Raw genomic sequence first — 26,456 nt, 5'->3', positions numbered from 1 at the left:
ATTCGGGTGTCGTCGAGTCGTGGGTGTGTGCCCGGGCGGAGGCCAGCCCCGTCGGGAGCGCGTCAGGCCTCGGGAGTGCCCTCGGGCCAGACACAGTAGGAAGAGGCACCGATGGACAGGCTTCCCTGGTCGCTGACCCGAAGGGACATCCTGAACGAATCCTCCTCGTCTTCGACAGCGATTGACTGCTTGTCGGGGCGTTCGTCGCGGAGTACACGGTAGCCGTTGCTGGTCCAGTGCTCGTACATCAGTTCAATGTTGGTCTCGTTGTCTTCTACTGGAAGGCCGCGGATCCAGAATCGCTCACTGACGGTGATGCGGCCTCGGGGCCCGCCGTCGGTGGGGTCGTCGCAGGAAGCGAAGTTCATGCCCTGCCGTGTCTCGAGTTCGGCTTCGTCTGGGAGCGAGGACATAAGCCCTTCGATGTGTTCTGTGACCTTCTCCGCGGCCTCGTCCTGGGTGATGGTCTCGTCCACGTTCGCTTCCTCCGGCGATCCGGATCCGCAGCCGTTCACCAGTAGGGCGACGGTGAGGGCGCAGGTCCAGTAGTTGAATCGGGTCATGATGTGGTCTACTTCCTTCCCGCGATGACTTCGCCCATGTACTCCAAAGAGGCCGTGTCGTCATTGAAGTATTCGGAGTGGGCGTCCCCGAGCGGATTCGTGGCACGGCCTGCCCAGTTGGGCAATTCGGTTCCCGGTGATGAATCGAACACGGTCGCTCCGAAGTCCGGATCGGTCGGGTCAACGCCGTGGACGGCGTCCGGAGTCACGGAGATGCCGTCGTTCTCGGCTCTGGAGGCATGCACATTCTCGGGGTCGAATCCGAGTTCGGACACATGGTCGGCGCCGGGTCCGGGACTACCCACGAAGACGACTTCGTCGGCGTTGAGTCCATCGTCGCTCTGCGCGGTGTGTCCGACCACTGTGGACCCGTAGCTGTGCCCGATGACGGTGTTGTGCGACGGCGACGCGTTCTCGTGAGTGGCGCGCAACCCGTCCTGGAAGCTGCTCAGTTCGTCGACCGCGTCCTCGGCGCGTCCCGGTCCGGCCGCTTCGGAGATATTGGGAGCGTCGTATCCGATCCAGCTGATCACGGCGTGGTCGCCCTCCACAGCGTCGTTTGCAGCGTCCACGAGTGAGTTGGCTCGACCCATCTGGTCGTTGGTGCTCTGCCAGGTGGTCGTGGTGCCTGGAACGAGGGTCGCGACGTTCTCGGCGGTGTCGGGGTTGCCGTTGGACACGATGGCGCGACCGCGGTCCTCGGTATCGAGGGCGAGCAGGTACCGGTCAGCGTTGTCGTCGTTGAGGCTGCCGTGCATAGTGGTCAGCGTTTCAAGTTGCTCTTCCAGTTCGCTCAGGTCATTTGTCGCAATGGAGTCGTCCACGTCGGCGTTGGGGGAACTCGGCGAACGTACGGCATCGTTGAGGCCTTCCTCTGCCTCCGCGACCTCTGCCTCCAATCGTTCGATCTCCTCGTCCAAGTGCTCCCGGTTGAGTTCGTCGCGGACCACAGTGGGGATACCGTCGAGGTCGCGTAGCAGTTCCGGGTGGTCCTCCATGGCCTCCTGCTGCTGTTCCTCGTCAAGAGAGGTCCACCAGGTGTTCACGGATGCGGGGCCGGCGCTTTCGATGAACTCCTCGAGGGGGACGTCATCGGAGGGGAAGAAGCCCAGCTGGTTCGAGCTCAGGTGGCCGGACTCCACCAGGCGCTCCATGGTTTCCTCGCTGGGACCGTTGCGCAGGTCCTTCTTGGCCAGGTCGGCCTGGTCCATCAACAGGTCCCAGGCGGTCGTGTGCTCGACGAGCAGCTCGCAGGCGTAGCCGTTGAGGGCCATGACCTCCTGTTCCTCGCGTTCGGCCCGGTTGTTGGCGGCGGCGTCGACGATCCCCTCGACGAGACCGCCCGTGCGGCCGCTGGCAGCGGCGCTGGCGATGGGGTTGTCGACTCTGGCCTGGGCGTTGCGCTTGGCCGTCTGGAAACGTTCCTCCAGGTCGGCGCGTGTCTCGCGGTAGGTACCGATGTCCTCGCCCCACAACCGCAGGACGGCTGCGCCGTGGGTGAGGGCGCGGCCGGCCTCCCACCAGGACTGCAACTCCTGGGCGGAGGCGGAACTGATGTCCCAGGCGACGAGGTCGGAGAACTCGGACGCCGAGCTGTTGAACTGGCCGTCGAGGTCCTGGGAGCGGCCGTACATGGTCGCGCAGATGCCGTCGAGAGTCTCGGCTCCGTCGTTGATGGCCCCGACGTCGGCGTCGATGTCCGAAGGCAGCCCCAACGACACGTCGCTGATGGACATGTGTGTTCCTTCTCGGTGTGGGGTCAGAAGTTGATCTGGATGTCCAGGGCGTCCAAGCCCTCCTGGAACTCGTCGGCGCTCTCGTGGTCGGCATCGGTGATCGAGAGGTCGGCGCCCTGAACGTTCTGGGCCAGGGCGATACCGCTGGTGGCGACCGCGCGGATGTGCTCGAAGGAGTTCGCCTCGTAGTCGTCCAGGCCTGGGGACACGTGTGAGGACACCGCTCCGCGCAGGTCAGCGACCGCCGCCTCGAAGTCCACGCCGAGATAGACCATCGCCTCGGCCATCTCCTCGGCCTGAGTGGCTTCGGACATGGCTTCGTGGGGGTTGACGCCTACGGCAGGGGACACGGGTGACTCCGGGAAGGGGCAGGGGAAGGGGTGCGGTCAGGCTTGAGGCCATGACCCGCAATATGTACCAGTCAATGACAGAAAGCGCATAACCGTACACAGCTCGTGGGCGGTGGATCCGTGCGGAGAGTCAACGTCCGGGCACGATGACCTGCGAGAACCGGTGTGGAAGGGGGCCTGGCCGATGTCGGCCAGAACCCATCTCTCCAACTGCGCGTCGCCGACCGGTCGGGCTCGAGCGGGGGCGTACTGCTTCAGCGTTTGCGGAGGACCAGGAGGAGGTTCCAGGTGACGACCTCGCGCAGGAACGGCACGTGCACGATCGGGCGCATCCAGTCGGGCAGGTAGCGCGGCCGGACGTCGACCACGTCCACGTCGGCGCGCCCGCGCGTCCAGCGGATCATCTCCTTGGCGTGCGCGGCGTACATGCTGCGGCCGAAGTCGTTCTTGGGCCGGCGGCCGTGCTTGCGCGTGAAGCGCTCGGCGGCGTAGGAACCGCCGAGGTAGTGCCACGGGGAGGTCTCGTGGCCTCCCCACGGAGACAGCCACAGCGTGTACGACAGGTAGACCAGCCCGCCGGGCCTGGTCACGCGGACCATCTCGTCGGCCATCCGGGTGCGGTCGGGCACGTGTTCCAGCACGTTCGAGGAGAAGCACACGTCCACCGAGCCGTCGCGGAGCGGGAGGTCGAGCGCGCTTCCCTGGACCGCGTGCAGGTCGGCGTCGCGGCCGTGCAGGCGCATCTCGTGGGCGTCGGAGTCCACGCACAGGCAGCGGGCCCCGGCGTCGCGCAGCGCGTCGGCGAAGTAGCCGGGGCCGCCGCCGACGTCCACCACCAGGCGGCCGTCCAACGGTGTGTACGAGCGCAACTGGGCCACGGTGTCGCGCGCCAGCGTGCCGTAGAAGAACGCCGGGTCGGTCTGCTCGCGGCGGAAGGCGGAGAACAGCCCCACTGAGCGGCCGAGCGTGGCACGGAAGGGGACCGTGCCGTCGGACCTGGTGCCGGTCGCGCTCACGATGTCCCCTCCAGCACGACGTAGTGGCGCAGGTGGCGCCAGTGGTCACCGCCCCAGTACTCGTCCGAGGCCAGGATCCGGCCCCCCGGCACCAGCGCGGCGATCCGCTCGGTGGCCAGCGTGTGCATCCGCATCGGGGCCGGGTAGCGCAGGAGCACGCGCTGGGCCAGCGCCACCAGCGGCCACGGGGCGTACCGGAAGACCAGCCCCTTGAAGGTGCGCCGCTCGGACTCGGGCACCCCGAGGACCAGGGCGCCGCCCGGGCGCACGACCCGGGCGAACTCGCGCAGGTAGCCCTCGGCCAGCTCGGGCGGCAGGTGCTGGAGGACGAGGTCGGTGTAGACCAGGTCGAAGGAGTCGTCCTCGAACAGGGACAGGTCCGGGCGCGCGTTGAGGTGGAAGGTGATCCGGCCCCCCGACCGGTCCAGGCGGCGGGCCTCCGCCAGCATGGGCGCGGAGATGTCGACGCCGTCGACCCGGTCGAAGTGCGCGGCCAGCGCGTTGGACAGGCGTCCGGCGCCGCAGCCGAAGTCGAGGACGCGGCCGCGGCCCGGGCGGGCGCCCAGCTCCTCCAGCCGGGCGAGGGCCGGATCGATCTCGGCGCGCCCCGAGGCGAGGAACTCGTCGTCGTCCCATCCGCCGCCGCGCTTGCCGGGGTCGACGCACACCGCCCACAGCGGCTCGGCGGAACCCAGCCGGGTCCAGTCCCGGCGTACCTGTTCGAGCCCCACCGGCCTCACCTCCACAGTTTCTGAAGCTTGTTCTCGTTCCGGCGGAACGAAACGTCACGGCCTGCGATAACAGTCAAGGACAAAACTGGAACTTGTTGTATTCTGGCATCCATTGTCCGGTAGGCCAACCTATGGCGTGGAGAGACCGATGCCGCCTGCTTCCGCCCTCGCGCTGGTACGCGACCGGGTCCTCCTGGCCGCACTCCTGCTCATCGCCGCCGCGGTGGCACTCAAGGTCTACCTGCTCCAGGCGTCCTACTTCGTCGAGGACGACTTCCTGTTCTTCGCCGGCGCCCACGCCGCCGACCTGAGCCCGGAGTACCTGTTCAGCCTGCACAAGGGCCACCTGATGCCGGGCGGGCTCTTCCTGGCCTACCTCCAGACGGCGTTCTGGCCGTTCAACTGGTGGGTCAGCGCCGGGATCATGCTCGCCCTGCAGACGGCGGCGCTGCTCGGCTTCCTACGGCTGCTGTGGGAACTGTTCGGCCGGCGCTGGGCGCTCCTGGTACCCGTGACCCTGTACGCCCTGGCCCCGCTGACCGTGCCCGTCCTGGGCTGGTGGTCCGCGGCGCTCAACGCGGTGCCGCTCCAGCTCGGCACGGTGCTCGCGCTGCTGTGGACGGTCCGCTACCTGCGCACCTCGGACCGCCGCTTCGCGCTGTGGGCGGGGATCGCGGTCGGGTTCGCGATGCTGTTCAACGTCAAAGCGATGTTCCTGCCGCTGCTGCTGTTCGCGGTCTCCGTCGCCGCGCTCTACCCGGGCGGCCCGGTCGCCGCGGCACGCCGCGCCTGGGCGCTGCACCGGCCCTTCTGGACGTCGATGGGGGTCCTCTTCGGCGCCTACACCGTCCTGTACCTGGCCCGGATGCGCGCCGGCGACGGCAGCGAGGGCGCGGGCGTGCCCGAGTACGGGCCCGCGATGGCCATGGTGCGGGGCCTGCTCACCGAGGTCTTCCCCGTCGGTGCCCTGGGCGGTCCCCTGGAGTGGTCGCCCGTCACCCCGACCGGTGGCCTGATCGACGCCCACGGTGAGATCGTGCTGGTGTCCTGGGCCGTGTTCGGCGTGATCGTGCTCGCCAGCCTGTGGCTGCGCCGCCGCGCGTGGCGCGCCTGGACGGTGCTGCTCGGCTACCTCGTAGTCGTGGACATCATCCCGACGGTCGTGGCCCGGGGACGCTTCCAGGAGGTGGCCGCCGCCGACCCCCGGTACGTGGCCGACGCCGCCCTGGTCTTCGCGCTGTGCCTGGCCCTGGCCTTCCTGCCGACCCGCGAGGAGCGGGCTCGCGCCGCCGTCGGCCAGGAGGCACCCGGCGCGGTCCCCGGCCGCGCCACCCGGGTCACGGCCGGACTGGCCACGGCGGCGTACGCGGGCGCGGCGGTGTTCTCCACGGTCACCTACGCCGACACGCTCAGCGGCGACCGGCTCCAGTGGTACCTGGACACCGTGCGCGTGGCGCTGGACGGTGTGCCCGAGGAGGGCGGACTCTACTCCCGTCCGGTCCCCCAGGACGTCGTGCTGGAGTGGAACGGGCACCGGCGGATGAGCTCGTACGTCCTGGCGCCGCTCGCCGACCCGGACACGGCCGAGCGGATGAGCTCCCCGGAGCAGTCCGACCGGGCGTACGTGTTCAACGACGGCGGCTACCTGGTGCCCGCCCGCCCGTCCGACAACAGCTACGTGTTCGGCCCCGCCGCGGGCGACGAGTGCATCGAGTCCTGGGACGGGCTGATGGCCTGGCCGGTCAGGGCGGAGGGCGGGCCGCCCCAGATCGTCACCATCGGCTACACGGCCGAGGACCCGACCGAGGTGGCCGTGGCGCTGGGCGACGACTGGATCGACGCCGAACTGCCGGCCGCCGAGGAGAACGGCACCTGGTACGTCCCCGTGGGCGCGGTCGGCGACCAGCTGGCCCTGTACACGTCGGCGGACGAGGTGTGCGTGAGCTGGGTGTCGATCGGCACGATGGCGCCCACCGTGGAGGGCAATCCGTGGGACGCGGACGAGGACGACCGGACCGGGGAATAGCTCACCCGCCGGCGGCGACCGCCCGCTTCGGCGCGGAGCCGGGGCCGTGGTGCCGCGACCAGCGACGGGCGGGTTCCTCCACCCACCGGTGGGTGGCCATGGCCAGCAGGACCGTGCCCGCGGTCACCGGGACCGCGTCCAACAGGAAGGACCCCGTGAAGATCTCCTGGCCGGTGAAGTCGCGCCACAGGTACAGCACCACGAACTGCCACAGGAACACCCCGTAGGAGATCCGCGCGAGGAACTGGACCGTCCGGTGCCGCAGCAGCGAATCCAGCCACCTCCCGCCGGCCCAGGCCTCGGCCCGGCGCAACGGCAGCGCGGCGGCCGTGGGGCGCGGCGCGAGCGCGGCGGGGGCCAGCACGAGGAACGCGAAGCCGATACCGGTCGCCGAGTCCACCGCCGAGCTCCAGACGTCCCCGGCGCCGATGAAGCGGCCGCCGGCGGCCGGTGTCGCGTTGAGCGCCAGGAACGCGCCCGCCGCCAGCCAGCAGAGCCCAGGGGAGGCGGCGATCGTCCGGCACAGGCGCCGCACGGGTCCGTCCGGTCCGGGTTCGCGGCGGGCCCACTCCGACAGGACCGCCAGGGCCATTCCGGCGGCGAACAGGCCCAGCGCCCGGGGCAGCCACGCGTGCATGTACGCGCGCGCCTCCGGATAGAACTGCGGCACCAGGGCGGCGAAGCCCAGCACGACCAGAGCGGCCAGGCCGACGAGCAGGCGCCGGCCGCGGGCGTCGACCGTGGGGCCGCGCCGCGCCCACAGCGTCAGCGCCAGGGCCAGCAGCGGAAGCAGCAGGTAGAAGCTCACCTCGACCGACAGGCTCCACATCTGTCCCAGGCCGTACGGGCCGGTGCCGAGCCAGGGCGGGTCGGTGTCGAAGGGGAAGGTCAGCGTCACCACCTCCAGCCAGTGCCGGAGGCCGAGTTCGGCGCGGGAGTGGAGCAGCAGCGCCGTCACGGCCACCACCCAGTAGGCCGGGAACACCCGCACCGCGCGTCGCCAGAGGTAGGGCAGGGCGCGCGGACCCTGGTCGCCGTCCAGGACGGCGCGGGCCCACGGCCGGAAGAGCAGGACGCCGGAGAGGGCGAAGAAGAGGGGCACCGCCAGGTCGAGGGCGCCCAGGAGGCCGCCGACGACACCGGGGGCCAGGGAGTCGCCGGTCTCGGTGGCCACATGGAAGAAGAGGACCATCAGGGCGGCCGCGGCGCGGATGCCATCGAGGGTCTCGTGGCGGCCGTCGACCTGGGGCAGCAGGCGGTCCGCGGTCGGGGAGAGGGTGCGCTCCATGGGGCCTTCCAGCGCGGGGGCGAGTCGAAACGCGTCTCACTAGAACGTGTTATAAAAATTCAGACACGCCCTGGTGACGTCGTTCACTACTGGGCAGTACTCTACCGGAACTGAAGCTAGTTCCACCCGCCCCCGCTGACTTCGATCCGATCCACCCAGTTCCAGATCCAGAACCGGACTCTCATCCGCCCAGGAGGGCACATGCGCCGTACCGTTGCGGTCGTTCTCATCGCGCTGGGGGTCTTCTTTCTCGCCTTCGCACCCATGATGCGCACGTGGATGTCGAGCTCCCTGATGAAGACTCCTCTGGACTACTACAGTCAAACCGTCAACGAAGGAGAGGTCGACTACTTCAACATCGAGGACGTGGAGCCGGTCGAGAACGCCCGGGTGGAGGCGCACTCGACGATCCGCGCCGACGTGGCCTCCAGCACGGACGACACCGTCGTCTGGGACCAGTTCACCTGGATCAAGGACGCCGACACCGACTTCGGCATCTCCTCCACCAGCCGTCGCGCCGGGCACGACCGGGTCACCGGTGAGGCCGTGGACTGCTGCGACGCCATGATCAACGACGAGGCCGCCACCCAGGCCGGCATCCTGTGGAAGTTCCCCTTCTTCCCGGAGCAGCGCGACTACGACTTCTACGAGACCACCGTCCAGGAAGTCGTCCCGATGGAGTTCCAGGGCGTCGAGGACATCGAGGGCGTCGAGACCTACCGCTACGTCCAGACCGTCGAACCGACCACCGTCGGCGAGCGCACCATCCCGCGCTCCGTGGCGGGCCTGGAGGGCGACGGCGACATCACCGGCGACGAACAGTTCTCGATCGTGCGCACCTACTGGGTCGACGCCGTGACCGGTACCCCGATCAAGGTCAGCGAGGACCAGCACCGGGTCGTGGTCTATGAGGGCGAGGAGGTCCTGACCCTCCTCAGTGGCGAGCTCACCTTCGACGAGGCGAGCGTGCAGGACAAGATCCAGAGCTCCGAGCAGGGCCGGACCCTGCTGCCCCTGCTGCGTACCACCATTCCGGTGGGGTCCCTGATCGTCGGCGTCGGCCTCATCGCCATCGCGACCGTCCTGCTGATCGCGGGCCGGCGCGGCGCCCACTAGCGGAACACCCCCCCAGGGACACCGCATTCTCTCCCCCCGGCGGCCGCCGCCGGTACATCCCCCCGGTGTACCGGCGGCGCGGCCGTCTCCGGCAGCGACGACGACGGGAGCGGACATGTCCTCACCAGTGGGCCACCGGCGGACCCGACACCACGGAACCGGCCCCGCGGAACGCGGCGTGCCGGCGGAGCCCGTCGTGGCTCCCGAGGCCGGTGTGCCTGTGGAGGCCGGGGTACTCGGGGAGGCCGGCGTGCGCGCGGAGTCCCGTGGGCCGGCGGAGCCCGTCGTGGCTCCCGAGGCCGGTGTGCCTGTGGAGGCCGGTGTGCCCGCAGGCGCTGGCGTGTCCGCGGAGTCCCGTGGGCCGGCGGAGGCGCGCTCGTCCCGGACAGCCCGCTCCCTCCCCTTCGCCCTGGTGTGCGCGTGCCGCCCGCGCCAGTGGCTCAAGAACCTCCTCGTGTTCGCCGCCCCGGCGGCCGCTGGAGCGCTCGGCCAGCCGTCGGCCCTGGCCTCCTGCGCCGTGGCCTTCGTCCTCTTCTGCCTGGCGGCCGGCGGGACCTACCTGCTCAACGACGTCCGGGACGTGGAACGCGACCGCGCCCACGAACGCAAACGCGACCGCCCGGTGGCCTCGGGCGACCTGCCCGTCCCCGTCGCCGTGACCGTGGGCGTCGTCCTGGTCGCCGCCGTGCCGCCCGCCTCCCTGCTGTTCCACGAGCCGGGGCTGACCGTCCTGCTCACCTGCTACGTCGTGCTCACCCTCGCCTACACGCACTTCCTCAAGGACGTCGTCGTGTGCGACCTGGTCGCGGTCTCCGCCTGCCACGTCCTGCGCGCCGTCGCGGGCGCGGTGGTCGTCGGGGTCCCCCTCACCACCTGGTTCGTCATCGTGGTGTCCCTGGCCGCCCTGCTCGTGGTGGTCGGCAAGCGCGAGGCCGAACTGCGCGCCGCCGACGCCGCCACCGACGCGGCGCCCGCCGGTTCCCGCACCTCCGAGCCCCTGGCGGCCCGCGCGACGCTGCGCGGCTACTCCGTCTCCTACCTCACCCAGACCCGCACCACGGTCTCGGCCGCGATGATCGTCACCTACTGCGTGTGGGCGCTGGAACCGGCCGAGCACACCACCTTCCACGCGGTCAGTATCGTTCCCTTCATCATGTTCGTGCTCCGCTACAACCTGCTCGTCGACCGCGGTGTCGGCGAGGAGCCCGAGGAGGTCGCCCTGCGCGACCGGCCGCTCCAGGCCGTCCTCGTCGCCCTCGTGACCCTGGTCGGTCTGGGGATCTACCTTTGACTGCTCCCGTCCCTGAAGGAAGAGGATTCTCGAACGGGTCCCCTCCCGCCATGAGAACTGCGGGGATTCACGGCTCAGGCCGCCTGGCCGCCCTGCGGACGACCGGGTCTTACGCCCTTGGCACCGCCCGGGGCCAGACCGGCCCGGACCAGCACCACATGCGCGGAGTTCTTGTCCCGTGGCCGGGACACACTGCACGCGGTGCAGGTGTAGATGCGTTCGGACAACGGCAGCCGGTGCTTGGCTCTCGCACCGCAACCGCCGCAGTCCATCGTCGTATACGCCGGATGGACCAGGCGCACGTCCCGTCCGTGCTTGCGTCCCATTTCGACCAGAGCCCGCTTGGTCGCACCGATCGCGGCGTCAGCCGCCTTACGCGCCATCGTGCTCTTGGCCAGGAACTTGGGCCGGAAGTCCTCGACCGCGATCGCGTCGTGGTCGGTCACCACCCGTTTGGCCCACTTACGGGCAGTGTCCTGGCGCTGCCGGGCCACCTTCCGGTGCGCCCTGGCACGCAGCCTCTTCGCCTCGCGGTATCCCTTCGACGCCTTCTGGCCCTTGGGTGGTTTGCGGCGGGCCATCATCCGGTCGTAGCGGGCCAGCTTCGCCTGGGCCTTGCGGCCGTGTTGTGGGTGCGGCAGGTCGTGCTCGTCGGAGGTGCTGGTCCCGATCTCCTTGACTCCCCAGTCGATACCGATGGCTCGGCCCGTCTCAGGCAGGGTCTCGGCCTGGGCAGGGACGACGAACGAGCAGTGCCAGTGCCAGTGCCCCAGCGGATCCTGGTACACCCGAACGCTCGTCGGGTCGGCCGGAAGGTCGCGGGACCACACCACGGTCAGGGCGAGGCCCCCGGCCAGGTGCAGGTACCCGTCCTTGAGCCGGAAGCCCCGCCGGGTGTAGTTCAGGGTCGGGTCCGCTTCACCCTTCTTCTTGAACTTCGGCATGCCCGTCCGTCGGCGCACAGACAGGCGCGCCCTGATGTCCTTCTGGGCCTTGGTGCGAGATTTGGCGAAGTCGCGGATGGTCTGTTGCTGGGTCACCGACGCCCCCGATCGCAGCCACCGCTGCAGGGAACGCCATCCGGTCAGCATCTTGTCCAGCCGGGCTGGGCCGCACTTCTCTCCCACCTTGTGCGCCGCGCGAGATTCGGCCACGCACTGGTTCCACACCCACCGGCACCGGCCCCATTCGGCCAGCAGGCCGTGCTCAGCGGTGGACGACACACGCAGCCGGTAGGTGTACCGGGCGTACCCGGCCTCCTGGTTCGCCCGCGCTGGTGTCGTCATGGCCGGAAACGCAGCGGGGAGGTACGACAGTCGAGGGTTGTGGGTCGGCGTACCCCTGAGCACCCCGATCGTGGGAGGCATGACCCTGCTCTTGGAAGGACGACGCGGCGGCGCGGAACCGCCGTGCCCACCCCTGCTCCGTTCTGTCGGCGGCCGAAAGCGCCGGTGAATGGCCGGGGTATTCCTGGAGGAACACTTTGAACCGTCCGACGCTGCTCACCGGGTGGGGCCGGACCGCGCCCACCGCCGCCCACGTGGTCCGTCCGCGCACCCCCGCGCAGGTGGCCGACGCGCTCGCCCAGGCCGGACCGCGCGGCGCCCTGCCGCGCGGCCTCGGCCGGTCCTACGGCGACGCCGCCCAGTCCGCCGGCGGACTGGTCCTCGACTGCCGCGAGCTCACCGGTCCCGTACGGCTCGACTCCGACCGGGGCACGGTCACCGCGCCCGCGGGCACCGCCCTGGGCCGGCTGGCTGCCCACCTGCTGCGCCGCGGCCACCTCCTGCCCGTCATGCCCGGCACCGGGTACGTGACGCTGGGCGGGGCGATCGCCGCCGACGTCCACGGCAAGAACCACCACCGCGACTCCTCGTTCGGCGCCCACGTGCGCTCCCTGACCCTGCTCACGCCCGACGGCCGCACCCGTGTCCTCGGCCCCGGCCTCGCGGACGCCGACCTCTTCTGGGCGACCGTCGGCGGCATGGGCCTGACCGGGGTGGTCACCGAGGCGACCGTGGCGGTCCGCCCGGTGGAGACCGCCCACATGCGGGTGGACACCGACCGCACCGCCGACCTCGACGCCACGCTGGAGCTGATGTCGCGCCACGACGACGCGCACTACTCCGTGTGCTGGGTGGACCTGCTCGCCCGCGGGCGCTCCCTGGGCCGGGGCGTGCTCACCCGCGCGCACCACGCCCGGCCCGCGGACCTGCCCCGGGCGTTGCGCGCCGACCCGCTCCGGCTGAGCCCGTCCCACCGGCTGACCGCGCCGCCGTGGGCGCCGTCCGGGCTGCTCAACCGCTGGACGGCGGGGGCGTTCAACGCCGCCCGCTTCCACGGCGCGCCGGAGCGCCGACGCGGCGAGCCGCAGCCGCTGCCGTCGTTCTTCCACCCGCTCGACGCGGTCCGGGGCTGGAACCGGATGTACGGGCCGCACGGCTTCGTCCAGTACCAGTTCGTCGTGCCGTTCGGCGCCGAGGACGTGCTCACCGGGATCGCCCGGGACCTGTCCCGCGCCGGGACGCCGACCTTCCTCGCCGTCCTCAAGCGGATGGGCGAGCCCGTTCCCGGCCCGCTCTCCTTCCCGCGTCCGGGCTGGTCGCTGGCCATGGACCTGCCCGCCGCGCTCCCCGGGCTCGCCGGCCTGCTCCACGGGTTCGACGAGCGCGTGCTCGACGCCGGAGGGCGGCTCTACCTGGCCAAGGACAGCCGTGCGCGGGCCGAGACCGTGCACGCGATGTACCCCGGCCTGCCCGCCTGGCGCGAGGTCCGGGCGAAGGCCGATCCGGCCGGGGTCCTCGTCTCGGACCTGGCCCGGCGCCTGAGGCTCCTGTGAGCACGGGCCGCGCGCCGATGCGGACGGCCGTCCGGGCCGCCGCCGACGCTTCCACTCGAAGGGACCGCCATGCGTGACTCCGTGGGTTCGGTGCGAACCGTGCTGCTGCTCGGCGGCCGCAGCGAGATCGGGCTGGCCGTCGTCGAACGGCTGGTCCGCGACGGCGCCAGGGAGGTCGTGCTGGCGGCGCGCGGCGGGACGGCCGCCCCCAGCGTCCTGACCGCCCTGGGCGCCACCGTGCACTCGCTGGAGTTCGACGCCCAGGACCCCGACACCCACACCGCGACGGTGGCGCGGGGCGTGGACCTCGTGGGCGACCTGGACGTGGTGGTCGACTCCTTCGGCGTGCTGGGCGAGCAGGCCGACTACGAAGCCGATCCCGCCTCGGCCGCGCGCGCCGCCGCCGTGAACTACACGGGGCACGTGTCGGCCGGTCTGGCCGTCGCGGCGCGCCTGCGCGAACAGGGCCACGGCGTCCTCGTGGTGGTGTCGTCCGTGGCCGGGGTGCGCGTGCGCCGCTTCAACTTCGTCTACGGGTCGGCCAAGGCCGGTCTGGACGGCTTCGCCCAGGGCCTGGCCGACTCCCTGCACGGCTCGGGGGCCCGCGTCCTGGTGGTCCGCCCCGGCTACGTGCCGACGCGGATGTCGGCGCACGTGGAGCCCGCGCCGTTCCCCGCCACCCCCGGCCAGGTCGCGGACGCCGTGGCGGCCGGACTGCGCTCGGGTGCCACCACCGTGTGGGCTCCGCGCGTCCTCCAGCCGGTGTTCGCGGGGATGCGGCTGATGCCGCGCGCCCTGTGGCGCCGCCTGGGCCGCTGACCGCGGCGGACGCCCCCGCCGTCCGCCGCGGTGGACCCCACGGACCCGCGCCGACGGTGCCCGCTCACCACCCGGTGAGCACCAGCTTGCCCCGGCCGTGCCCGGAGTCCAGGTCCCGGTGAGCCAGGGCGGCGTCCGTGAACCGGTGGGCGGCGCGGATGTGCGGCCGCACCCGGCCCTCCTCGTACAGCCGCACCAGCCCGGCCAGGCGGGCCCCGGACCGGACGCCGTCCGGCTCGGCCAGGCCCAGGGCGCGGGCTGCGTCGTGGGCGACCATGCTCGTCACCCGGCGGGGGTCGCCGACGATCTCCAGGGCCTGCCGCAGCGAGGCCTCGTCGAACGAGTCGACCGCCGCGTCCACTCCCCGCGGGGCGAGCGCGCGCACTCGTTCGACCAGGTCCGGGCCGTAGGACACCGGGACCGCGCCGAGCGAGCGCAGGTGGTCGTGGTTGCGCGGGCCCGCCGTGCCGATGACCGTCGCGGCGCCGCGCACCCGCGCCAACTGGACCGCGAAGGTGCCCAGCCCGCCGGCAGCGGACCCGATCAGGACGGTGTCCCCGGGCCCGGCCCCGACCGCGGCCAGGGCCATGTGGGCGCCCTGGGCCTGGGCGGAGAAACCGCCCGCCACCTCCCACGGCATGTCGGCCGGCTTGGGCACGACCTGGTCGGCGGGCACGACGACGAACTCGGCGTAGGCGCCTAAGGTGGTGAAGCCCAGCACCTCCGCACCGACCCGCGGCGCGGTACCGTCCGCGGCCGTCCCGGGGCCGACCGCGTCGACGGTCCCGGCGAACTCGTTCCCGGGCACCAGCGGCAGCTCCACGTGCGAGCGCCAGGGCTCCTCCCCGCGCCGGATCCGCGCGTCGACCGGCAGGGCCCCGGCCGCGACGACGCGGACGCGGACCTGTCCGGGGCCGGGTTCGGGCGTGGGGACCTCGGCGGGAGTCAGCACGTCCGGCGGGCCGAACTCGGGAATCGTCATCGCGCGCATCAGGGTCGTCCTTCCAGGTCGTCGGTGGGAGGGGTGGAGGGGAGCAGCAGAGCGGGGACCAGGGCGACGGCCGTCAGGCCGATCATCCACCAGAACGCGCTCTGGAAGGCCGCCACGGGGACGGGCGCGCCCGGTCCGGCCACGGCCGCCGCGACCCGGGTCAGCACCAGGGCCAGTCCGGCGGTACCGGCCGCCGCGCCGATCCGTTGCAGCACGGTCAGCGCGCTGGTCGCCCGGGGGATCCGGCCGGGGGCCAGCCCCCGGTAGGCCACGGCCATCACCGGGATGCCCGCGGCCCCCAGGCCGACGCCGCGCCCGAACAGGGCGGCGCCGAGCAGGAGGTCCGGGGTGTGGGCGGTCGCGAACGCGAAGGGCACGGTGGCGGCCGCGGCGAGCGCCATCCCGCCCACCACGAGCAGCCGGGGCGCCGTGCGGTCGGCGAGGCCGCCCACGCACAGCACCGCCACCGCCATGCCGAGGCCCTGCGGGGCCAGCAGGAGCCCGGCCTCCAGGGCGGAGGCTCCGCGCGCCTGCTGGTAGAAGAGCGGGATGACGAACATGGGCGCCCAGATGCCCGCGCCGAACACGAACATCAGGGCCGCGCCGAGGGTGAACCGGAACTGGCGGAACAGCCGCAGGTCCAGGACGGGCGCGGGTGAACCGGCGGGACGCCGCCGCAGGGCGTGCCACACGAACGCGCCTCCCAGCACCAGCCCGGCACCGGTGAGGGCCGCGGCGGTCGGGCCCCCTCCCGAGCCGAGGGTGGAGAGCCCGTAGAGTAGGGCGGCCAGCGCGGGGGACAGCAGGGCCAGCCCCACCAGGTCGAGCCGCCGCTCACCGGCCACGGCGTCCCCTTCAGCGTCCCCGTCCACCGCCCCGTCCCCGCCGCCGGCCGGATCGTCCGGCAGGACCGCGACCGCCGCCAGCACGGCCAGTACGGCGACCGGCGGGTGCACGAGGAACAGCCACCGCCAGCCCGGGCCGTCCAGCAGCAGCCCTCCGGCCAGCGGGCCCAGGACCGGGGCGAGCTGCCCGGGGACGGTGACCATGGCCATGGCGCGGCCCAGGCGCCCGGGGCCCGCCGCGCGGGCCAGGATCGCGATGACCAGCGGCAGCACCAGCCCGGCCCCCAGACCGGTGACCACCCGGAAGGCGACCAGGGACGCCAGGGACCACGCGGTCGCCGACAGCGCCGATCCGGCCCCGAACAGCAGCATCGCGACGATCCAGGCGCGGCGCGCGCCGAAGCGGTCCAGCGCCCATCCGGAGAGCGGGATGACCGAGGCCATGGCGAGGAGATAGGCGGTGCCCACCCACTGGACGGTGGAGAGGGGAGAGCCGAAGACACGGGCGAGCCCGTCGATGGCCACGGCCACGATCGTGCTGTCGAGCATGGTCGCGACCGCGCCGACCAGCAGTACGGCGGCGAGCCGGACCAGGGGAGCGTCGACGCGGGCGGGGGAGGTGCCCGCACGCGTCGCGGGTCGGTCCTTCGTCATGGAAAGTAAACTACACCGTGCAGTGTAAGTCTGTACAGCGTTGTAGGTTGGTCCCCGGAACAGGGAACACGCGGGGAAGGCGGCACATCGATGGCGGACGGAGCGGCACCGGTCCGCAGGGGCCATCCGGCCAAGCGGGCGGCCATCGTCGGGGCCGCGCGGCGGGTGTTCCTCCGGGAGGGCTACACGCGCACGAGCGTCGACGCCATCGCGGCCGACGCGTGCGTCTCCAAGCGGACGATCTACAACCACTTCCGCGACAAGGAGGAGCTGTTCGCCACGATCGTGGCCGAGAGCAGCTCCGCGGTCGCCGAGGACTTCGAGCGGATCGCCGAGTGCCACCTCGCGCACCCGGACGACGCGGAGGCCGCCCTGGTCGCCTTCGGTGACGAGTGGGCCTCACCGGGGGTCCGCAGCGCCGACCACGGCGCCCTGGTGCGGCTGCTGATGGCCGAGGCCGCCCACTTCCCCGAGGTCATCCGGGTGTGGATCCGCAGCGGGCCCGAGCCCGTCCACCGCGGCCTGGCGGACCGGCTGCGGGCGATGGCCGACCGGGGGCTGCTGCGCGTCGCCCCGGGGGAGGAGGGCGACGCGGCCGACCACTACGTCGCGCTCGTGCAGACGCCCACGACCAACCGGTCGTTCTTCAACGCCCGTCCGGTCCCCGAGGAGGAGCGGCTCCGCGTCGTCCGGGCCGGGGTCCGGGCGTTCCTGCGGATCTACGGGCCGGTCGACCGCTGAACCACTGAACCGAAATCCGGTTCGCGGCCCGTCCGGAACACCGTGTCCTCCCGGCGCCCGCGCGGAGCGCTCCCTCCCGCCCTGGCCCCCGGCCCTCGGACCGGCACTCACTCGTGCGCGTCGGCCCCCTCGCGCGCGGTCGCCGGGCGGTCCAGCTCCTCGTTGCCGACCGGGTCGACGTCGTGCGCCACGGGGCAGCCCGCCGGGAACGTGCCGATCCGGTTGACGTCGTAGCCGTCCGGGTAGCTGCGGATGTTCGGGTTGTTCTCCGCCCACAGCGGCTCCTCGCGCGGCTTCATCCGGCGCACGACCCTCGCACGCAGCCGCAGCGCGAGGTCGGCGGCGCGGCGCCAGGCCCGGCTCGGCGGCTCGTAGCGGAAGGCCTCGATGAGCGAGTCGTCGAGGATCGCCATGGAGAACTTCCGGGCGGCCCCGGCCAGGCGCGGCGGATAGAACGACACCATCAGGTCCAGGGTCGAGTCCGAGACCCGCCGGCCTCCCTCGGTGTAGGCGAAGTGCTCGCGCTCGTAGCCGTCCATGAGGTCGCGGAAGCCCGCGTAGGTCTCGGGGACGTCCCTGATCCCCATGTAGCGGCCCAGGCGGCGGTAGTAGTGGGTGATCGCGGCGATCTCGTGCTCGGACAGGCGGCGCCAGCCGTAGCCGTGGTCGTTGAGCCAGCGCACGGGCATCACGACGAACGTGCTGAGGACGTAGCGGTAGTCGTCGTTGCTGATGTCGTAGGAGCGGTGCATCTGGTTCATCCGGCGCAGGGCGTCGCGGCCGGGGCCGGGCTCGAAGCCGTGCTGGACCATGTTGCCCAGGATCAGCGCGGTGTCGTCGTAGCGCTTCTGCGTGCTGCCGGTGAACTCGTCGGTCCGCCCGAGCAGGGCGCCGATGCTCGGCACGGCGTAGGTGCGGTACAGGGCGATGCCCAGGGCGCGTCCCATGTCCCAGGGGAACTCGTGGGACTGCAGGATCTGCATGATCCGCACGCAGTCGGCCTCGGCGTCCAGGCGGTGGATCTCGTCGCGGAAGTCGAAACGCTTCATCGGGGGTCCTCGTTGAGCGGGGGCGGGGCAGGAGGGGGCGGCCGGTGGGGGCGGGGCGGCCGGTGAGGTCGGTGGGGAGAGGGGGGAGCCGCGGGCGCTACCGCTCGGCGGCGTCCTCGGCCGTCGTGGCCGGTGCCTGGGGCGGCGCCGGGGACGCGCTCGCGACCGCCTGGCCCGGAGCGGGCACCTGGGCCCCGGTCCCGGGGACCTCCCGGGTGGCCAGGCCGTGCGGGACCGGGCAGCCCTGGGGGAACGTGCCGATCCGCGACGGGTCGTAGCCGTCCGGGTAGCTGCGGATGTTCGGGCTCTGCCGGGCCAGGCGCGGCTCCACGCGCGGCCTCATCCGGCGCACGACCCTCGCGCGCAGCCGCAGCGCCGAGTCGGCCAGCCGCCGCCACGCCGCCGAGGGCTCCGGGTAGCCGAACGCCTCGATGAGCCGGTCGTCCAACAGGGCCTTGGTGAACGGGCGCACCAGGGGCCGCTGCCAGGCGGGGTAGAAGTCCACCATCAGGCCGAGGGTGGCGTCGGAGACCGCGCGTCCGCCGTCGGTGTAGGCGAAGTGCTCGCGCTCGTAGGAGTCGAACAGCTCGTAGAACTCCGCGTAGGTCTCCGGGATGTCCTTGATCCCCATGTGCCGGCCCAGGCGGCGGTAGTAGTTGGTGCTCGCCGCGATCTCGTGGTCGGTCAGCCGGCGCCAGCCGTAGCCGAGGTCGTTGAGCCAGCGCACGGGCATCACGACGAACGTGCTGAGGACGTAGCGGTAGTCGTCGTTGCTGATGTCGTAGGAGCGGTGCATCTGGTTCATCCGGCGCAGCGCGTCGCGACCGCGGCCCGGCTCGAACCCGAACTCCATGATGTCGTTGAGGATCAGCGCGGTGTCGTCGTACCGGTGCTGCGGGCGCTCGGTGAACTCCTTGGTGTCGGCCAGCAGGCGGCCGATGCTCGGCACGGCGTAGGTGCGGTACAGCGCGAGTCCCAGCGCCTGCTCGAAGTCCCACGGGAACTCGTGGCTGCCCAGGATGAGCACGATCTCGCGGCACTCGGCCTCGGCGTCCATGCCCGCTATCCGGTCACGCCACTCGAACCGCTTCATGGAGTACTCCCGTCACCTTCGTGGCCCCGTCCGGTCGGACGGCGGTCTGTGCAGCGAATCGTCCTGTGGTTGAACGTTTCACGGCCCGAACTTTACCGGGAAGCCCCGTGTGTACAAGGGTTCCGGCGTCCCGGCGGAGTGCCGCCGGGACACGGGCGACCGGAGAGGGGTGAGGGGCGGGGGAGCCCCGAGGAGGTCCGCGACGACACGGGTCAGGCGGCCATGCGCTCCGCCACCCGGTTGACCAGCGTCAACAGGACCTCCTTGGACGACTGTCGCTCGCGCGCGTCGCACAGGACCACGGGGATGCCCGGATCCAGGCTGAGGGCGTCGCGCACCTCCGTCGGCTCGTAGGCGTGGGCGCCCTCGAAGCAGTTGACCGCCACCACGAACGGCACGCCGCGCCGCTCGAAGAAGTCCACCGCCGCGAAGCAGGTCTCCAGCCGGCGGGTGTCGGCCAGGACGATCGCGCCCAGCGCGCCCTCGGAGAGCTCGTCCCACATGAACCAGAACCGCTCCTGCCCGGGCGTGCCGAACAGGTACAGCACGAGGTGCTCGTTGATGGTGATGCGGCCGAAGTCCAGCGCCACCGTGGTGGTGGTCTTGGCCTCGACACCGGACAGGTCGTCGATGCCGTAGCTGGCCTCGGTCATCACCTCCTCGGTGCTGAGCGGAGCGATCTCGCTCACCGACGCGACCATCGTGGTCTTGCCGGCTCCGAAGCCACCCGCCACGAGGATCTTGAGCGCGGACGGGACCGGGGCCTGGGTGTCGTCAGAGTCGCTGGATGCCATCGAGAACCGCCTGGAGTACGTCCCGGCTGACCGGGCTCTTTGCCGTGTAGGGTGCGCGGGCCAGGGCCAGGCCGCGGTTGAGCAGGTCGCTGAGCAGGACCTTGACGACGGCGACCGGGATGTCCAGGTGCGCGGACACCTCGGCCACCGACTGGGGCCGCCGGCACAGCTCCAGGATGCGGAGCTGCTCCGGTTCGAGCGCCATCTCGTCGATCTCGGCCCGCTTGGCGGCGATGACCACACTGATCATGTCGAGCTTGACGGAGTCCGCGTGGTCGCGGCCCTGCGCGATCACGTACGGGCGGACGAGGGGGCCCGCCTCCTCGGCCCCCGCGGGTACGGACGGGTCGTCCGCCCCGTCCGGTCGTTGCTCGTGGTTGGCTGGCATAACCGTCCCCTATCGCGTGGATTCCCCGGTCGCGCCCTCGTGCCGGGGTGCGGCGTCCAGGTACCGTCCGACCTGTTCGACCAGGACGTTCATCTCGTAGGCGATGAGTCCGACGTCGGCGCTCTCCTCGGCCAGGACGGCCAGGCACGCGCCGCGGCCGGCGCCCGTGACGAACAGGTAGGCGCTCTCCATCTCGACGACCGTCTGGAGGACCTCGCCGCCCCCGAAGTGGCGCCCGGTGCCCCGCGCGAGGCTCTGGAACGCGGAGGCCACCGCGGACAGGTGCTCGGCGTCCTCCTTGACCAGGCCGCGGGAGCGGCCGATCAGCAGACCGTCGGCGGAGAGCACGATGGCGTGGCGCGAGCCGACCGCTCGTTCGAGCAGTTCGTCGAGCAGCCAGTCGATGTCCTTGGTTCCGGTGCTGTCGGGGGTGCTCGTCACGGTTACGCGTCCTTGTCGGTGTCGTCGGTCTGCTGTTTGCTCTCGCGCCGGCCCCGGTCGGTGCCCTTCTGGAAGGCGGACATGTTCTGGCGCAGTCGGGCCAGGCGGTCCGAGGAGACGGTGGGGTCGCCCGAGGACGAGCCGCCGGACGCGGGGCCGCCCAGGACGTCGCCGCCGGTGTCGGCCGCCAGCTGCGGTGCCAGGTTCTCCTGCGGGCGGCGCTTGGGCAGGGGCGGACGCCCTCCGCCCGCCTCGACCATCGTCGGCGCCGGGTCGGCCGCGGTGTCCCGCGGTGCCGCCGTCGTGCCGGCCGCCGGCCGACGGGTGGGGAGCGGTGTCCGGGCGTCCGCGCCGGACGGGGCCGGGGCGGCGCCGTTGGTGGGCGTGCGCCGGGGCAGCGGCCCGGTTCCGTTGACGCCCTCGGCGGTGCCTGCGCCGGTGCTGTCGCCGCCGTCCATGCCGCCCGTGGCACCGGCGGGTGTGCCGTGCCCGTCCTCGTTCCCGGTGCCGTCCTCGGCGTCGTCATCGACTGGCCGGTCGCCGGTCGCGGACGCGTCGTCGCTGTCACCGGTGCCGCCCTCGTCCCGTGCGTCGCCGTCCGGCACGGCCGCGGGCGCCGGGGCGGGCGCGAACAGCGACGCCAGACCGGTGGGCGGGGAGGCCGGGCCGCTCGCCGCGCTCCCGGTGCCCTCGCCGGCGTCGGCGGACTCGCTCTCGTCGGTGACGTCGGTGGGCGGAGCCACCGAGGTCAGCACCGGCTTGGTGCCGTTGCCGTTGCCGTTCCCGGGTGCCGACGGGGCCTCGATGGCGCTCCGCGAGCGGTCGACGATCTCGCGGACCTCCCAGATGTCCTCCTCGCCCTCCTGGCCGGGGACCGGCCGGCGCTCGCCGGAGATCAGGCTGTGGGGTAGGAGCACGATCGCCTGCACACCGCCGTACGGGGACTGGCGCAGGTGGACCTGGATGCCGTGCCGGTGCGCCAGGTGCGAGACCACGAACAGTCCGAGGCGCATCTTCTCGTTGAGGCGCATCACGTCGAACTCGGGCGGGTCGGCCAGCAGCGCGTTGGCCGACTCGAACTCCCCCTCCGTCATGCCCAGGCCGCGGTCCTCGATCTCGATCGTCACACCGTTGGGCACGTCGTCACTGCTCAGACGGACCTGGGTGTGCGGGGGCGAGAACATCGCCGCGTTGTCGACCAGTTCGGCCACCAGGTGGATGACGTCGGCGACGGCGGGGCCGTTCAGGTGCACGCGGGCGATCCGCTCGCGCTTGACCCGGGTGTAGTCGCCGGACTCGGAGATGGCGCCGCGCAGGACGTCGATGAGCGGCATCGGCCGGTGCCAGGTGCGGCCCGGCGCCTCGCCGCCCAGGATGAGCAGGTTCTCCGCGTTGCGGCGCGAGCGCGTGGCGAGGTGGTCGAGCTTGAACAGCTGGGCCAGCTGGTCGGGGTCCTCCTGCTCGCGCTCCATCTTGTCCAGCAGCCGCAGTTGGCGGTGGACCAGCGTCTGGCTGCGGTGGGCGATGTTGAGGAACACCCGGTTGACGCCCTGGCGCAGCTCCGTCTGCTGGACGGCCTCGTCGACGGCGGCGCGCTGGGCGGTGTTGAACGCCCGGGCGACGTCGCCGATCTCGTCGTCGGAGGTGGTCAGCTGGGGGACGGCCGTGCACGTGTCGACCGAGTCGCCCTCGTGCAGGCGGCGCATCAGCGCGGGCAGCCGCGTCTCCGCCAGGTCGGTGGCGCCGTCGCGCAGGTCCAGCAGGCGGGCGGTGAGCAGGCGGGCGGAACGGGTGGCCAGCAGGAAGGCGACCGCGGTCACCGCGGCGACGCCGAGGCTGCCCAGCACCGCCATGAGGACGGCGCCGTTCGCGTCCTCGCGGGTCAGGGACGCGGCGTACAGGGCCTCGTCCTCACCGATGGTGGTGAGCTCGGACAGGACGTAGGAGTAGTCCTGCGACCACTGGTCGGCGTCCACCGGCAGGGACAGGTCCGGGACCGTCTCCTCCTGGAGGGTGACCGGGTCGACGACGGTCTCCGTCTCGATCTGGCGGTGGATGATCTGCTGCTGCATCTCCAGCAGGCGCGCGTACTCGGGGCTCTCCAGCAGGGCCGTCACGCGCTCCTGCTGGCCCTCGCCCTCCAGGTAGGGGGCGGTGGCCTCCAGGAAGCCCTGGTAGGAGCCGACCAGGCGGCCGAACTCGTGCTGGTCCTCGTGGCCCAGCTCGTCGGTGGCGAAGGCCCGGGCGAGCTGGGCGTCGCTCTGCGCGAACAGGTCCACGGCGCGGAACAGGGTCGTGGCGGTGTAGGCGGGGCTCACCGCGGAGCCCTCCGTCCCCTCCCGCGTCTGGGTGTCGAAGGTGTCGGAGCCGGCCAGGACCAGGGAGTTGTAGTAGGTGAGCACGTCGGCCCGGGAGGCGGACCCGTCGTCCACGGCCTCGCGGATGGCGCCGATCTCCGAGTACTGGCCGTGCAGGTCGCTGATGCGCTCGGCGGTGCCCTCGGGGGCGAGGTCGACGAACGCGAAGAGCTCGTCGATGACCGCGCCCATCGAGTCGTCGGAGCGGGCGCGCGCCGCGTCCAGCTCGTCCCGCAGCGCCTGGTCCTGGGGGTTCTCGATGTAGGCGATCGTCTGGGACCGCTCCTGCATGACGTTCACGAGGCCGACCGCGGCGGGGGCGATCATGTCCTCGGTGGCCTTGGCCTGGATGACCTGGAACACGGCGTGTCCGGCGAGGACGACGGTGAGGATCAGCCACAGGGCGATCAGCGCCGCCACCGGGATCATGACCATGGTGCGGAGCCGGGCGGTGATCGTCCGCCTGCGCCGCTCGGGTGCTGCCTGCACGGTTCTCCTGTCGATCCGCGTCACGGGTGTTCCTCGGGGGCCGGGGGTGGCCGCTGGTACCTGGGGGAGGGCGCGCACGGCCCGCGCGGGGGCGGGGGCCGGCCGCTTCTCGGAGCCGTGTCCGCGTGCGGGGTGGTGACGCGGACCTACCGCAGGGTAACCACTCGCGTGTCCGCTCGGCGCCGCGGGTCGGCGCCCAGCGGGCGATCAGCGGTCGGTCGGCCTTTTCCGCGCGCTGAGGCAGTCTGCCATGTTGGGCAGATATGTCCAGTCATCAGGCGGTTACTCACGAGGTAGGGCCACTGCAGAATAGGACAAACGTCATAAGAGTCAACAGGGGGTGTGGCGATATTCGCTCCGCGAGGGGGTCGCGGAGGCGGAATTCGCTGTTCGGGGCACGTGTCCCCACACGGCGTACTAGCGTTGCGGGGCGGAGCGGGCGCATTCCCGTGGCCGGACGGTCATGGCGCGCCGTCGCCTCCCGCGCCCCGTCACCGGCGGCCGCGAAGCGCGGTACGCGGTACCACTTCTCGGAAGGAGGAGGGCGCCTTCCCCCGGCGCGGCCGACCCGGCCGTGAGGGGCGCGCGCCCCAACCCACTGATGGGCCAACCGTTCGGCGGAGGACAGGCCGCCATCGACGTGGCGGTCGCCGCCGCGCCCCTGATCGTCGTCATCGCCGCCGCGCTCTACCTGCGCGGCCAGCACCGCCGTTACGGGCGCCAGCACGGCTGGCCGGGGCGGCTCACCACGGCCGCGCTCGCCACCGGCGCCGGGCTGGCCCTCTACGCCGTCTGGCCACTGCCCGCCAACGCCGACGGTCTGTGCGCCCTCGACCCGTCCGTGGGCGGGGCACGGCAGGGCTCCGCCCTCCCGTGGCCGGCTCCCGCCGACACGCCCCGCGCGATGGCCCTGGCCTTCGCGCTCTTCCTGCCGGTCGGCTTCCTGGCCCGCTGGCGCTTCCGGCGCGGCTGGCCGGTCACGCTGGTCCTGGGCACCGGCCTCGCCGCGGTCGCCGCCCTCCTGCGCGTCACCGGACTGCTGGGGCTGTACCCGTGCGCGTACGCGGACACCTCGCCGGTCCTGGTCGCCCTCGGCGCCGCCGGGACCCTCACCGGCTGGCTGCTCGCCCGCTGGGTCCTCCCGCTGTGGCCCACGGGCCCCGCGCGCGGGTGGCCCGCCGCCCTGCCCGACCGCCTGGTCCCCGACCTCGGGCGCCGGATGACCGGCGCGCTGCTGGACCTGGGCCTGTGGTGGTACGGCGCGGCCGCCCTGGTGGCGCTCCTGCGGGCCTACGAGGTCGTCCGGCCCACCGCCGTCGACGAGGTCCGGATCGCCGCACTGCTCGGATGCGCCGCCGTCTTCGCCCTGGTCCTGCCCCAACTGCGCCGCGACCGCGCCACGCTGGGCGCCGCCGCGGTGCACCTGGCCCTGACCGTGCCGACCGAGCCGCGATCGGCCGCGCGGTGGCGGGTCCTGGTGCGCACACTGCTGCTCCAGGTCCCGGTCGCCCTGCTGCTCGCCGTGGGCCCGGCCTGGGGCGCGCTCGCCGTGGTCGCCCTCCACGGGAGCACGGCGGTCGTGCGGCCGGACCGCGCGGGTCTGGCCGACCTGGTGTGCGGGGTGCGGGTCCGGACCCGGTCGGTCCTGGACGGCGGCCTGCCCGACCGCCTGGTCCGCTACGCCGCGCCGGTCGAGCCCGCCGGGGCCGGGGCGGGCGTCAACCCCACGCCAGATAGCCCAGCAGCAGGCCGATGAGCACCAGGAGCGCCCCGAGCCCGCCGAACATCACCCGCACGTAGCGGGAGAGCCAGGGGCCGGAGACGATCCGGGCCAGCTCGGGCACCTCCGGGTCGTAGGAGACGGTGACGATCTCACCGGACCGTGAGGCGGTCCAGCCCGAGCTCTCGTGCTCGGCGTGGATCTCCTGGCCGTCCTCGGTCCGGAACTGCACGATCATCCGGGAGGCGGTCGACGTCTCGTGGTAGCCGATGATCCGGCCCTTGGCGCGCACGCCGTGGCGCACCAGGCGCAGTTCGAGGCGGGTCTCGCGGGTGACCGTCCACAACAGGACGAGGCCCGCGACAATGGGGATCAGGGGATAGAGCTCGGCCATCGTGGGGGATGTCCTCTCGGAAGGGTCGCTGGCTAGGACGGAGGGGCCGTCGGCGGGCCGACCAGGCCGTCCGCCATGTGCGCCAGGGTCGCGTGGATGTCCTCGATCGGGCGTTCGGGCTGGAGCGTACGCCAGTCCAGGGCCACGCTCACCACCATGCCGAACAGCGCCGATCCCGCCAGGGCGGTGTCGAGGTCCGGCCGGACCAGCCCCTCGCGCGCCAGGTCGTCCAGCAGGGAGGTGATCACCCCGATCGCCTCGGTGCGGATCTGGTGGACCGCCGTGTACCAGGCCCGGTTGGTGCGCCAGGCCTCGGCCATGAGCATCCGGGCCAGCGCCTCGTGCGCGCCGATGAACACCACGCCGGCGCGCAGGACGCCCGCGAGCGCGGCGCGCGGGGGCACGCCCGCGCCGGGGGCCGGCACCGCCTCGGCCAGGGTCTGGGCCAGTCGGGTCACGCCCCACTCCATCAGGGCCGTGTACAGCTCGCTCTTGCCGCCGAAGTTGTAGTAGACGGTGCCCTTGGCGACCCCGGCCCGCTCGGCGATCTCGTCGACGGTCGTGGCGTCGTACCCCTGCTCGGAGATCAGCGTGATCGCCGCCTCGAACAGGCGCTGGCGTGTGGCCTCACGGCGTCTGCTCATCGGGCGGTCACCGCTCGGGGTGCGCACACTCATCTGGGGGTTGGACGACGTCCCGGCCCTCGGGGCGGGCGCGTCCGTCTC

Annotated in this window: 24 protein-coding genes; 7 read left to right on the top strand and 17 right to left on the bottom strand. The window is 72.3% G+C overall.

What is annotated here, in order from left to right:
* Window positions 1-62: 62 nt before the first annotated feature.
* From HNR10_RS09515 to HNR10_RS09495, 5 genes are all read right to left on the bottom strand, one after another.
* Entirely contained in the window at window positions 63-563 is a 501-nt protein-coding gene (locus HNR10_RS09515; RefSeq protein ID WP_179822503.1) for a hypothetical protein, read from the bottom strand.
* A gap of 8 nt (window positions 564-571) precedes the next feature.
* On the bottom strand, window positions 572-2,299 hold the full coding sequence (locus HNR10_RS09510) for an alpha/beta hydrolase (protein WP_179822501.1): 1,728 nt from the start codon (window positions 2,297-2,299) through the stop codon (window positions 572-574).
* 23 nt (window positions 2,300-2,322) lie between these two features.
* A complete protein-coding gene (locus HNR10_RS09505) occupies window positions 2,323-2,613 on the bottom strand; it encodes a hypothetical protein (protein WP_218897676.1) in 291 nt (96 codons plus the stop codon).
* Between the two features lie 290 nt (window positions 2,614-2,903).
* Window positions 2,904-3,665, bottom strand: coding sequence for a class I SAM-dependent methyltransferase (locus HNR10_RS09500; protein ID WP_179822498.1), 762 nt, complete (start codon window positions 3,663-3,665; stop codon window positions 2,904-2,906).
* Window positions 3,662-4,396: a class I SAM-dependent methyltransferase gene (locus HNR10_RS09495; protein ID WP_376769744.1), complete on the bottom strand. Its 735-nt coding sequence runs from the start codon at window positions 4,394-4,396 to the stop codon at window positions 3,662-3,664. The genes HNR10_RS09500 and HNR10_RS09495 overlap by 4 nt, the downstream gene beginning before the upstream one ends.
* Before the next feature lie 148 nt (window positions 4,397-4,544).
* On the opposite strand from HNR10_RS09495, the gene HNR10_RS09490 reads away from it, so the two are divergent.
* Complete coding sequence (locus tag HNR10_RS09490; RefSeq protein ID WP_246406140.1) at window positions 4,545-6,422, top strand: hypothetical protein; 1,878 nt, start codon at window positions 4,545-4,547, stop codon at window positions 6,420-6,422.
* Between the two features lies 1 nt (window position 6,423).
* On the opposite strand, the gene HNR10_RS09485 is transcribed toward HNR10_RS09490, so the two are convergent.
* Complete coding sequence (locus HNR10_RS09485) at window positions 6,424-7,710, bottom strand: acyltransferase family protein (protein ID WP_179822495.1); 1,287 nt, start codon at window positions 7,708-7,710, stop codon at window positions 6,424-6,426.
* Window positions 7,711-7,911: 201 nt separating this feature from the next.
* On the opposite strand from HNR10_RS09485, the gene HNR10_RS09480 reads away from it, so the two are divergent.
* Together HNR10_RS09480 and HNR10_RS09475 are read left to right on the top strand one after the other, a co-directional pair.
* Window positions 7,912-8,826 carry a DUF3068 domain-containing protein gene (locus tag HNR10_RS09480; RefSeq protein ID WP_179822493.1) on the top strand — a complete coding sequence of 305 codons (915 nt, stop codon included), beginning with the start codon at window positions 7,912-7,914 and terminating at the stop codon, window positions 8,824-8,826.
* Between the two features lie 322 nt (window positions 8,827-9,148).
* Window positions 9,149-10,117 carry a decaprenyl-phosphate phosphoribosyltransferase gene (locus HNR10_RS09475; RefSeq protein ID WP_376769743.1) on the top strand — a complete coding sequence of 323 codons (969 nt, stop codon included), beginning with the start codon at window positions 9,149-9,151 and terminating at the stop codon, window positions 10,115-10,117.
* Window positions 10,118-10,191: 74 nt separating this feature from the next.
* Here the strand turns inward: HNR10_RS09475 and HNR10_RS09470 are convergent, their stop codons facing one another.
* Entirely contained in the window at window positions 10,192-11,403 is a 1,212-nt protein-coding gene (locus tag HNR10_RS09470) for an RNA-guided endonuclease InsQ/TnpB family protein (protein WP_179822489.1), read from the bottom strand.
* A 197-nt stretch (window positions 11,404-11,600) separates the two neighbouring features.
* Between HNR10_RS09470 and HNR10_RS09465 the strand changes: the two genes are divergently transcribed.
* Together HNR10_RS09465 and HNR10_RS09460 are read left to right on the top strand one after the other, a co-directional pair.
* Complete coding sequence (locus tag HNR10_RS09465; protein ID WP_179822487.1) at window positions 11,601-12,956, top strand: FAD-binding oxidoreductase; 1,356 nt, start codon at window positions 11,601-11,603, stop codon at window positions 12,954-12,956.
* Window positions 12,957-13,025: 69 nt separating this feature from the next.
* Entirely contained in the window at window positions 13,026-13,775 is a 750-nt protein-coding gene (locus HNR10_RS09460; protein WP_179822486.1) for an SDR family NAD(P)-dependent oxidoreductase, read from the top strand.
* 64 nt (window positions 13,776-13,839) lie between these two features.
* Here HNR10_RS09460 and HNR10_RS09455 read toward each other — a convergent pair whose 3' ends face one another.
* Together HNR10_RS09455 and HNR10_RS09450 are read right to left on the bottom strand one after the other, a co-directional pair.
* Window positions 13,840-14,766, bottom strand: a complete 927-nt coding sequence (locus tag HNR10_RS09455) for an NADP-dependent oxidoreductase (protein ID WP_179822484.1) — start codon at window positions 14,764-14,766, stop codon at window positions 13,840-13,842.
* Window positions 14,766-16,265, bottom strand: a complete 1,500-nt coding sequence (locus HNR10_RS09450; protein ID WP_179822482.1) for a DHA2 family efflux MFS transporter permease subunit — start codon at window positions 16,263-16,265, stop codon at window positions 14,766-14,768. The genes HNR10_RS09455 and HNR10_RS09450 overlap by 1 nt, the downstream gene beginning before the upstream one ends.
* Before the next feature lie 90 nt (window positions 16,266-16,355).
* On the opposite strand from HNR10_RS09450, the gene HNR10_RS09445 reads away from it, so the two are divergent.
* The gene (locus HNR10_RS09445; protein ID WP_179822480.1) at window positions 16,356-17,006 is read left to right on the top strand and encodes a TetR/AcrR family transcriptional regulator; all 651 of its coding nucleotides are present in this window, start codon (window positions 16,356-16,358) and stop codon (window positions 17,004-17,006) included.
* A gap of 107 nt (window positions 17,007-17,113) precedes the next feature.
* Here the strand turns inward: HNR10_RS09445 and HNR10_RS09440 are convergent, their stop codons facing one another.
* The 6 genes from HNR10_RS09440 to HNR10_RS09415 form a co-directional block, all read right to left on the bottom strand.
* Window positions 17,114-18,055, bottom strand: coding sequence for an oxygenase MpaB family protein (locus tag HNR10_RS09440; RefSeq protein WP_179822479.1), 942 nt, complete (start codon window positions 18,053-18,055; stop codon window positions 17,114-17,116).
* 97 nt (window positions 18,056-18,152) lie between these two features.
* Window positions 18,153-19,148 (bottom strand): oxygenase MpaB family protein, encoded by a 996-nt coding sequence (locus HNR10_RS09435; RefSeq protein ID WP_179822477.1) that lies wholly within the window; start codon window positions 19,146-19,148, stop codon window positions 18,153-18,155.
* Window positions 19,149-19,360: 212 nt separating this feature from the next.
* Entirely contained in the window at window positions 19,361-19,942 is a 582-nt protein-coding gene (locus tag HNR10_RS09430) for a GTP-binding protein (protein WP_179822475.1), read from the bottom strand.
* On the bottom strand, window positions 19,923-20,330 hold the full coding sequence (locus HNR10_RS09425) for a DUF742 domain-containing protein (RefSeq protein ID WP_246406138.1): 408 nt from the start codon (window positions 20,328-20,330) through the stop codon (window positions 19,923-19,925). Before HNR10_RS09425 ends, HNR10_RS09430 begins: the two co-directional genes overlap by 20 nt.
* A gap of 9 nt (window positions 20,331-20,339) precedes the next feature.
* Window positions 20,340-20,771, bottom strand: coding sequence for a roadblock/LC7 domain-containing protein (locus HNR10_RS09420; protein WP_179822474.1), 432 nt, complete (start codon window positions 20,769-20,771; stop codon window positions 20,340-20,342).
* A 2-nt stretch (window positions 20,772-20,773) separates the two neighbouring features.
* Window positions 20,774-23,641, bottom strand: a complete 2,868-nt coding sequence (locus HNR10_RS09415) for a sensor histidine kinase (RefSeq protein WP_312889189.1) — start codon at window positions 23,639-23,641, stop codon at window positions 20,774-20,776.
* A 577-nt stretch (window positions 23,642-24,218) separates the two neighbouring features.
* Between HNR10_RS09415 and HNR10_RS09410 the strand changes: the two genes are divergently transcribed.
* A complete protein-coding gene (locus tag HNR10_RS09410; protein WP_179822472.1) occupies window positions 24,219-25,373 on the top strand; it encodes an antibiotic resistance protein VanZ in 1,155 nt (384 codons plus the stop codon).
* Here HNR10_RS09410 and HNR10_RS09405 read toward each other — a convergent pair.
* Together HNR10_RS09405 and HNR10_RS09400 are read right to left on the bottom strand one after the other, a co-directional pair.
* Window positions 25,336-25,731 (bottom strand): DUF3592 domain-containing protein, encoded by a 396-nt coding sequence (locus HNR10_RS09405; protein WP_179822470.1) that lies wholly within the window; start codon window positions 25,729-25,731, stop codon window positions 25,336-25,338. The two genes, HNR10_RS09410 and HNR10_RS09405, sit on opposite strands and share 38 nt — an antisense overlap.
* 32 nt (window positions 25,732-25,763) lie before the next feature.
* The gene (locus tag HNR10_RS09400) at window positions 25,764-26,408 is read right to left on the bottom strand and encodes a TetR/AcrR family transcriptional regulator (protein WP_179822469.1); all 645 of its coding nucleotides are present in this window, start codon (window positions 26,406-26,408) and stop codon (window positions 25,764-25,766) included.
* Window positions 26,409-26,456: the final 48 nt, after the last annotated feature.

This window comes from Nocardiopsis aegyptia (genome assembly GCF_013410755.1).
GTDB lineage: Bacteria > Actinomycetota > Actinomycetes > Streptosporangiales > Streptosporangiaceae > Nocardiopsis > Nocardiopsis aegyptia.
Note: the sequence above shows the minus strand (reverse complement) of the source record. Positions and strands in the feature narration are given on the sequence as shown.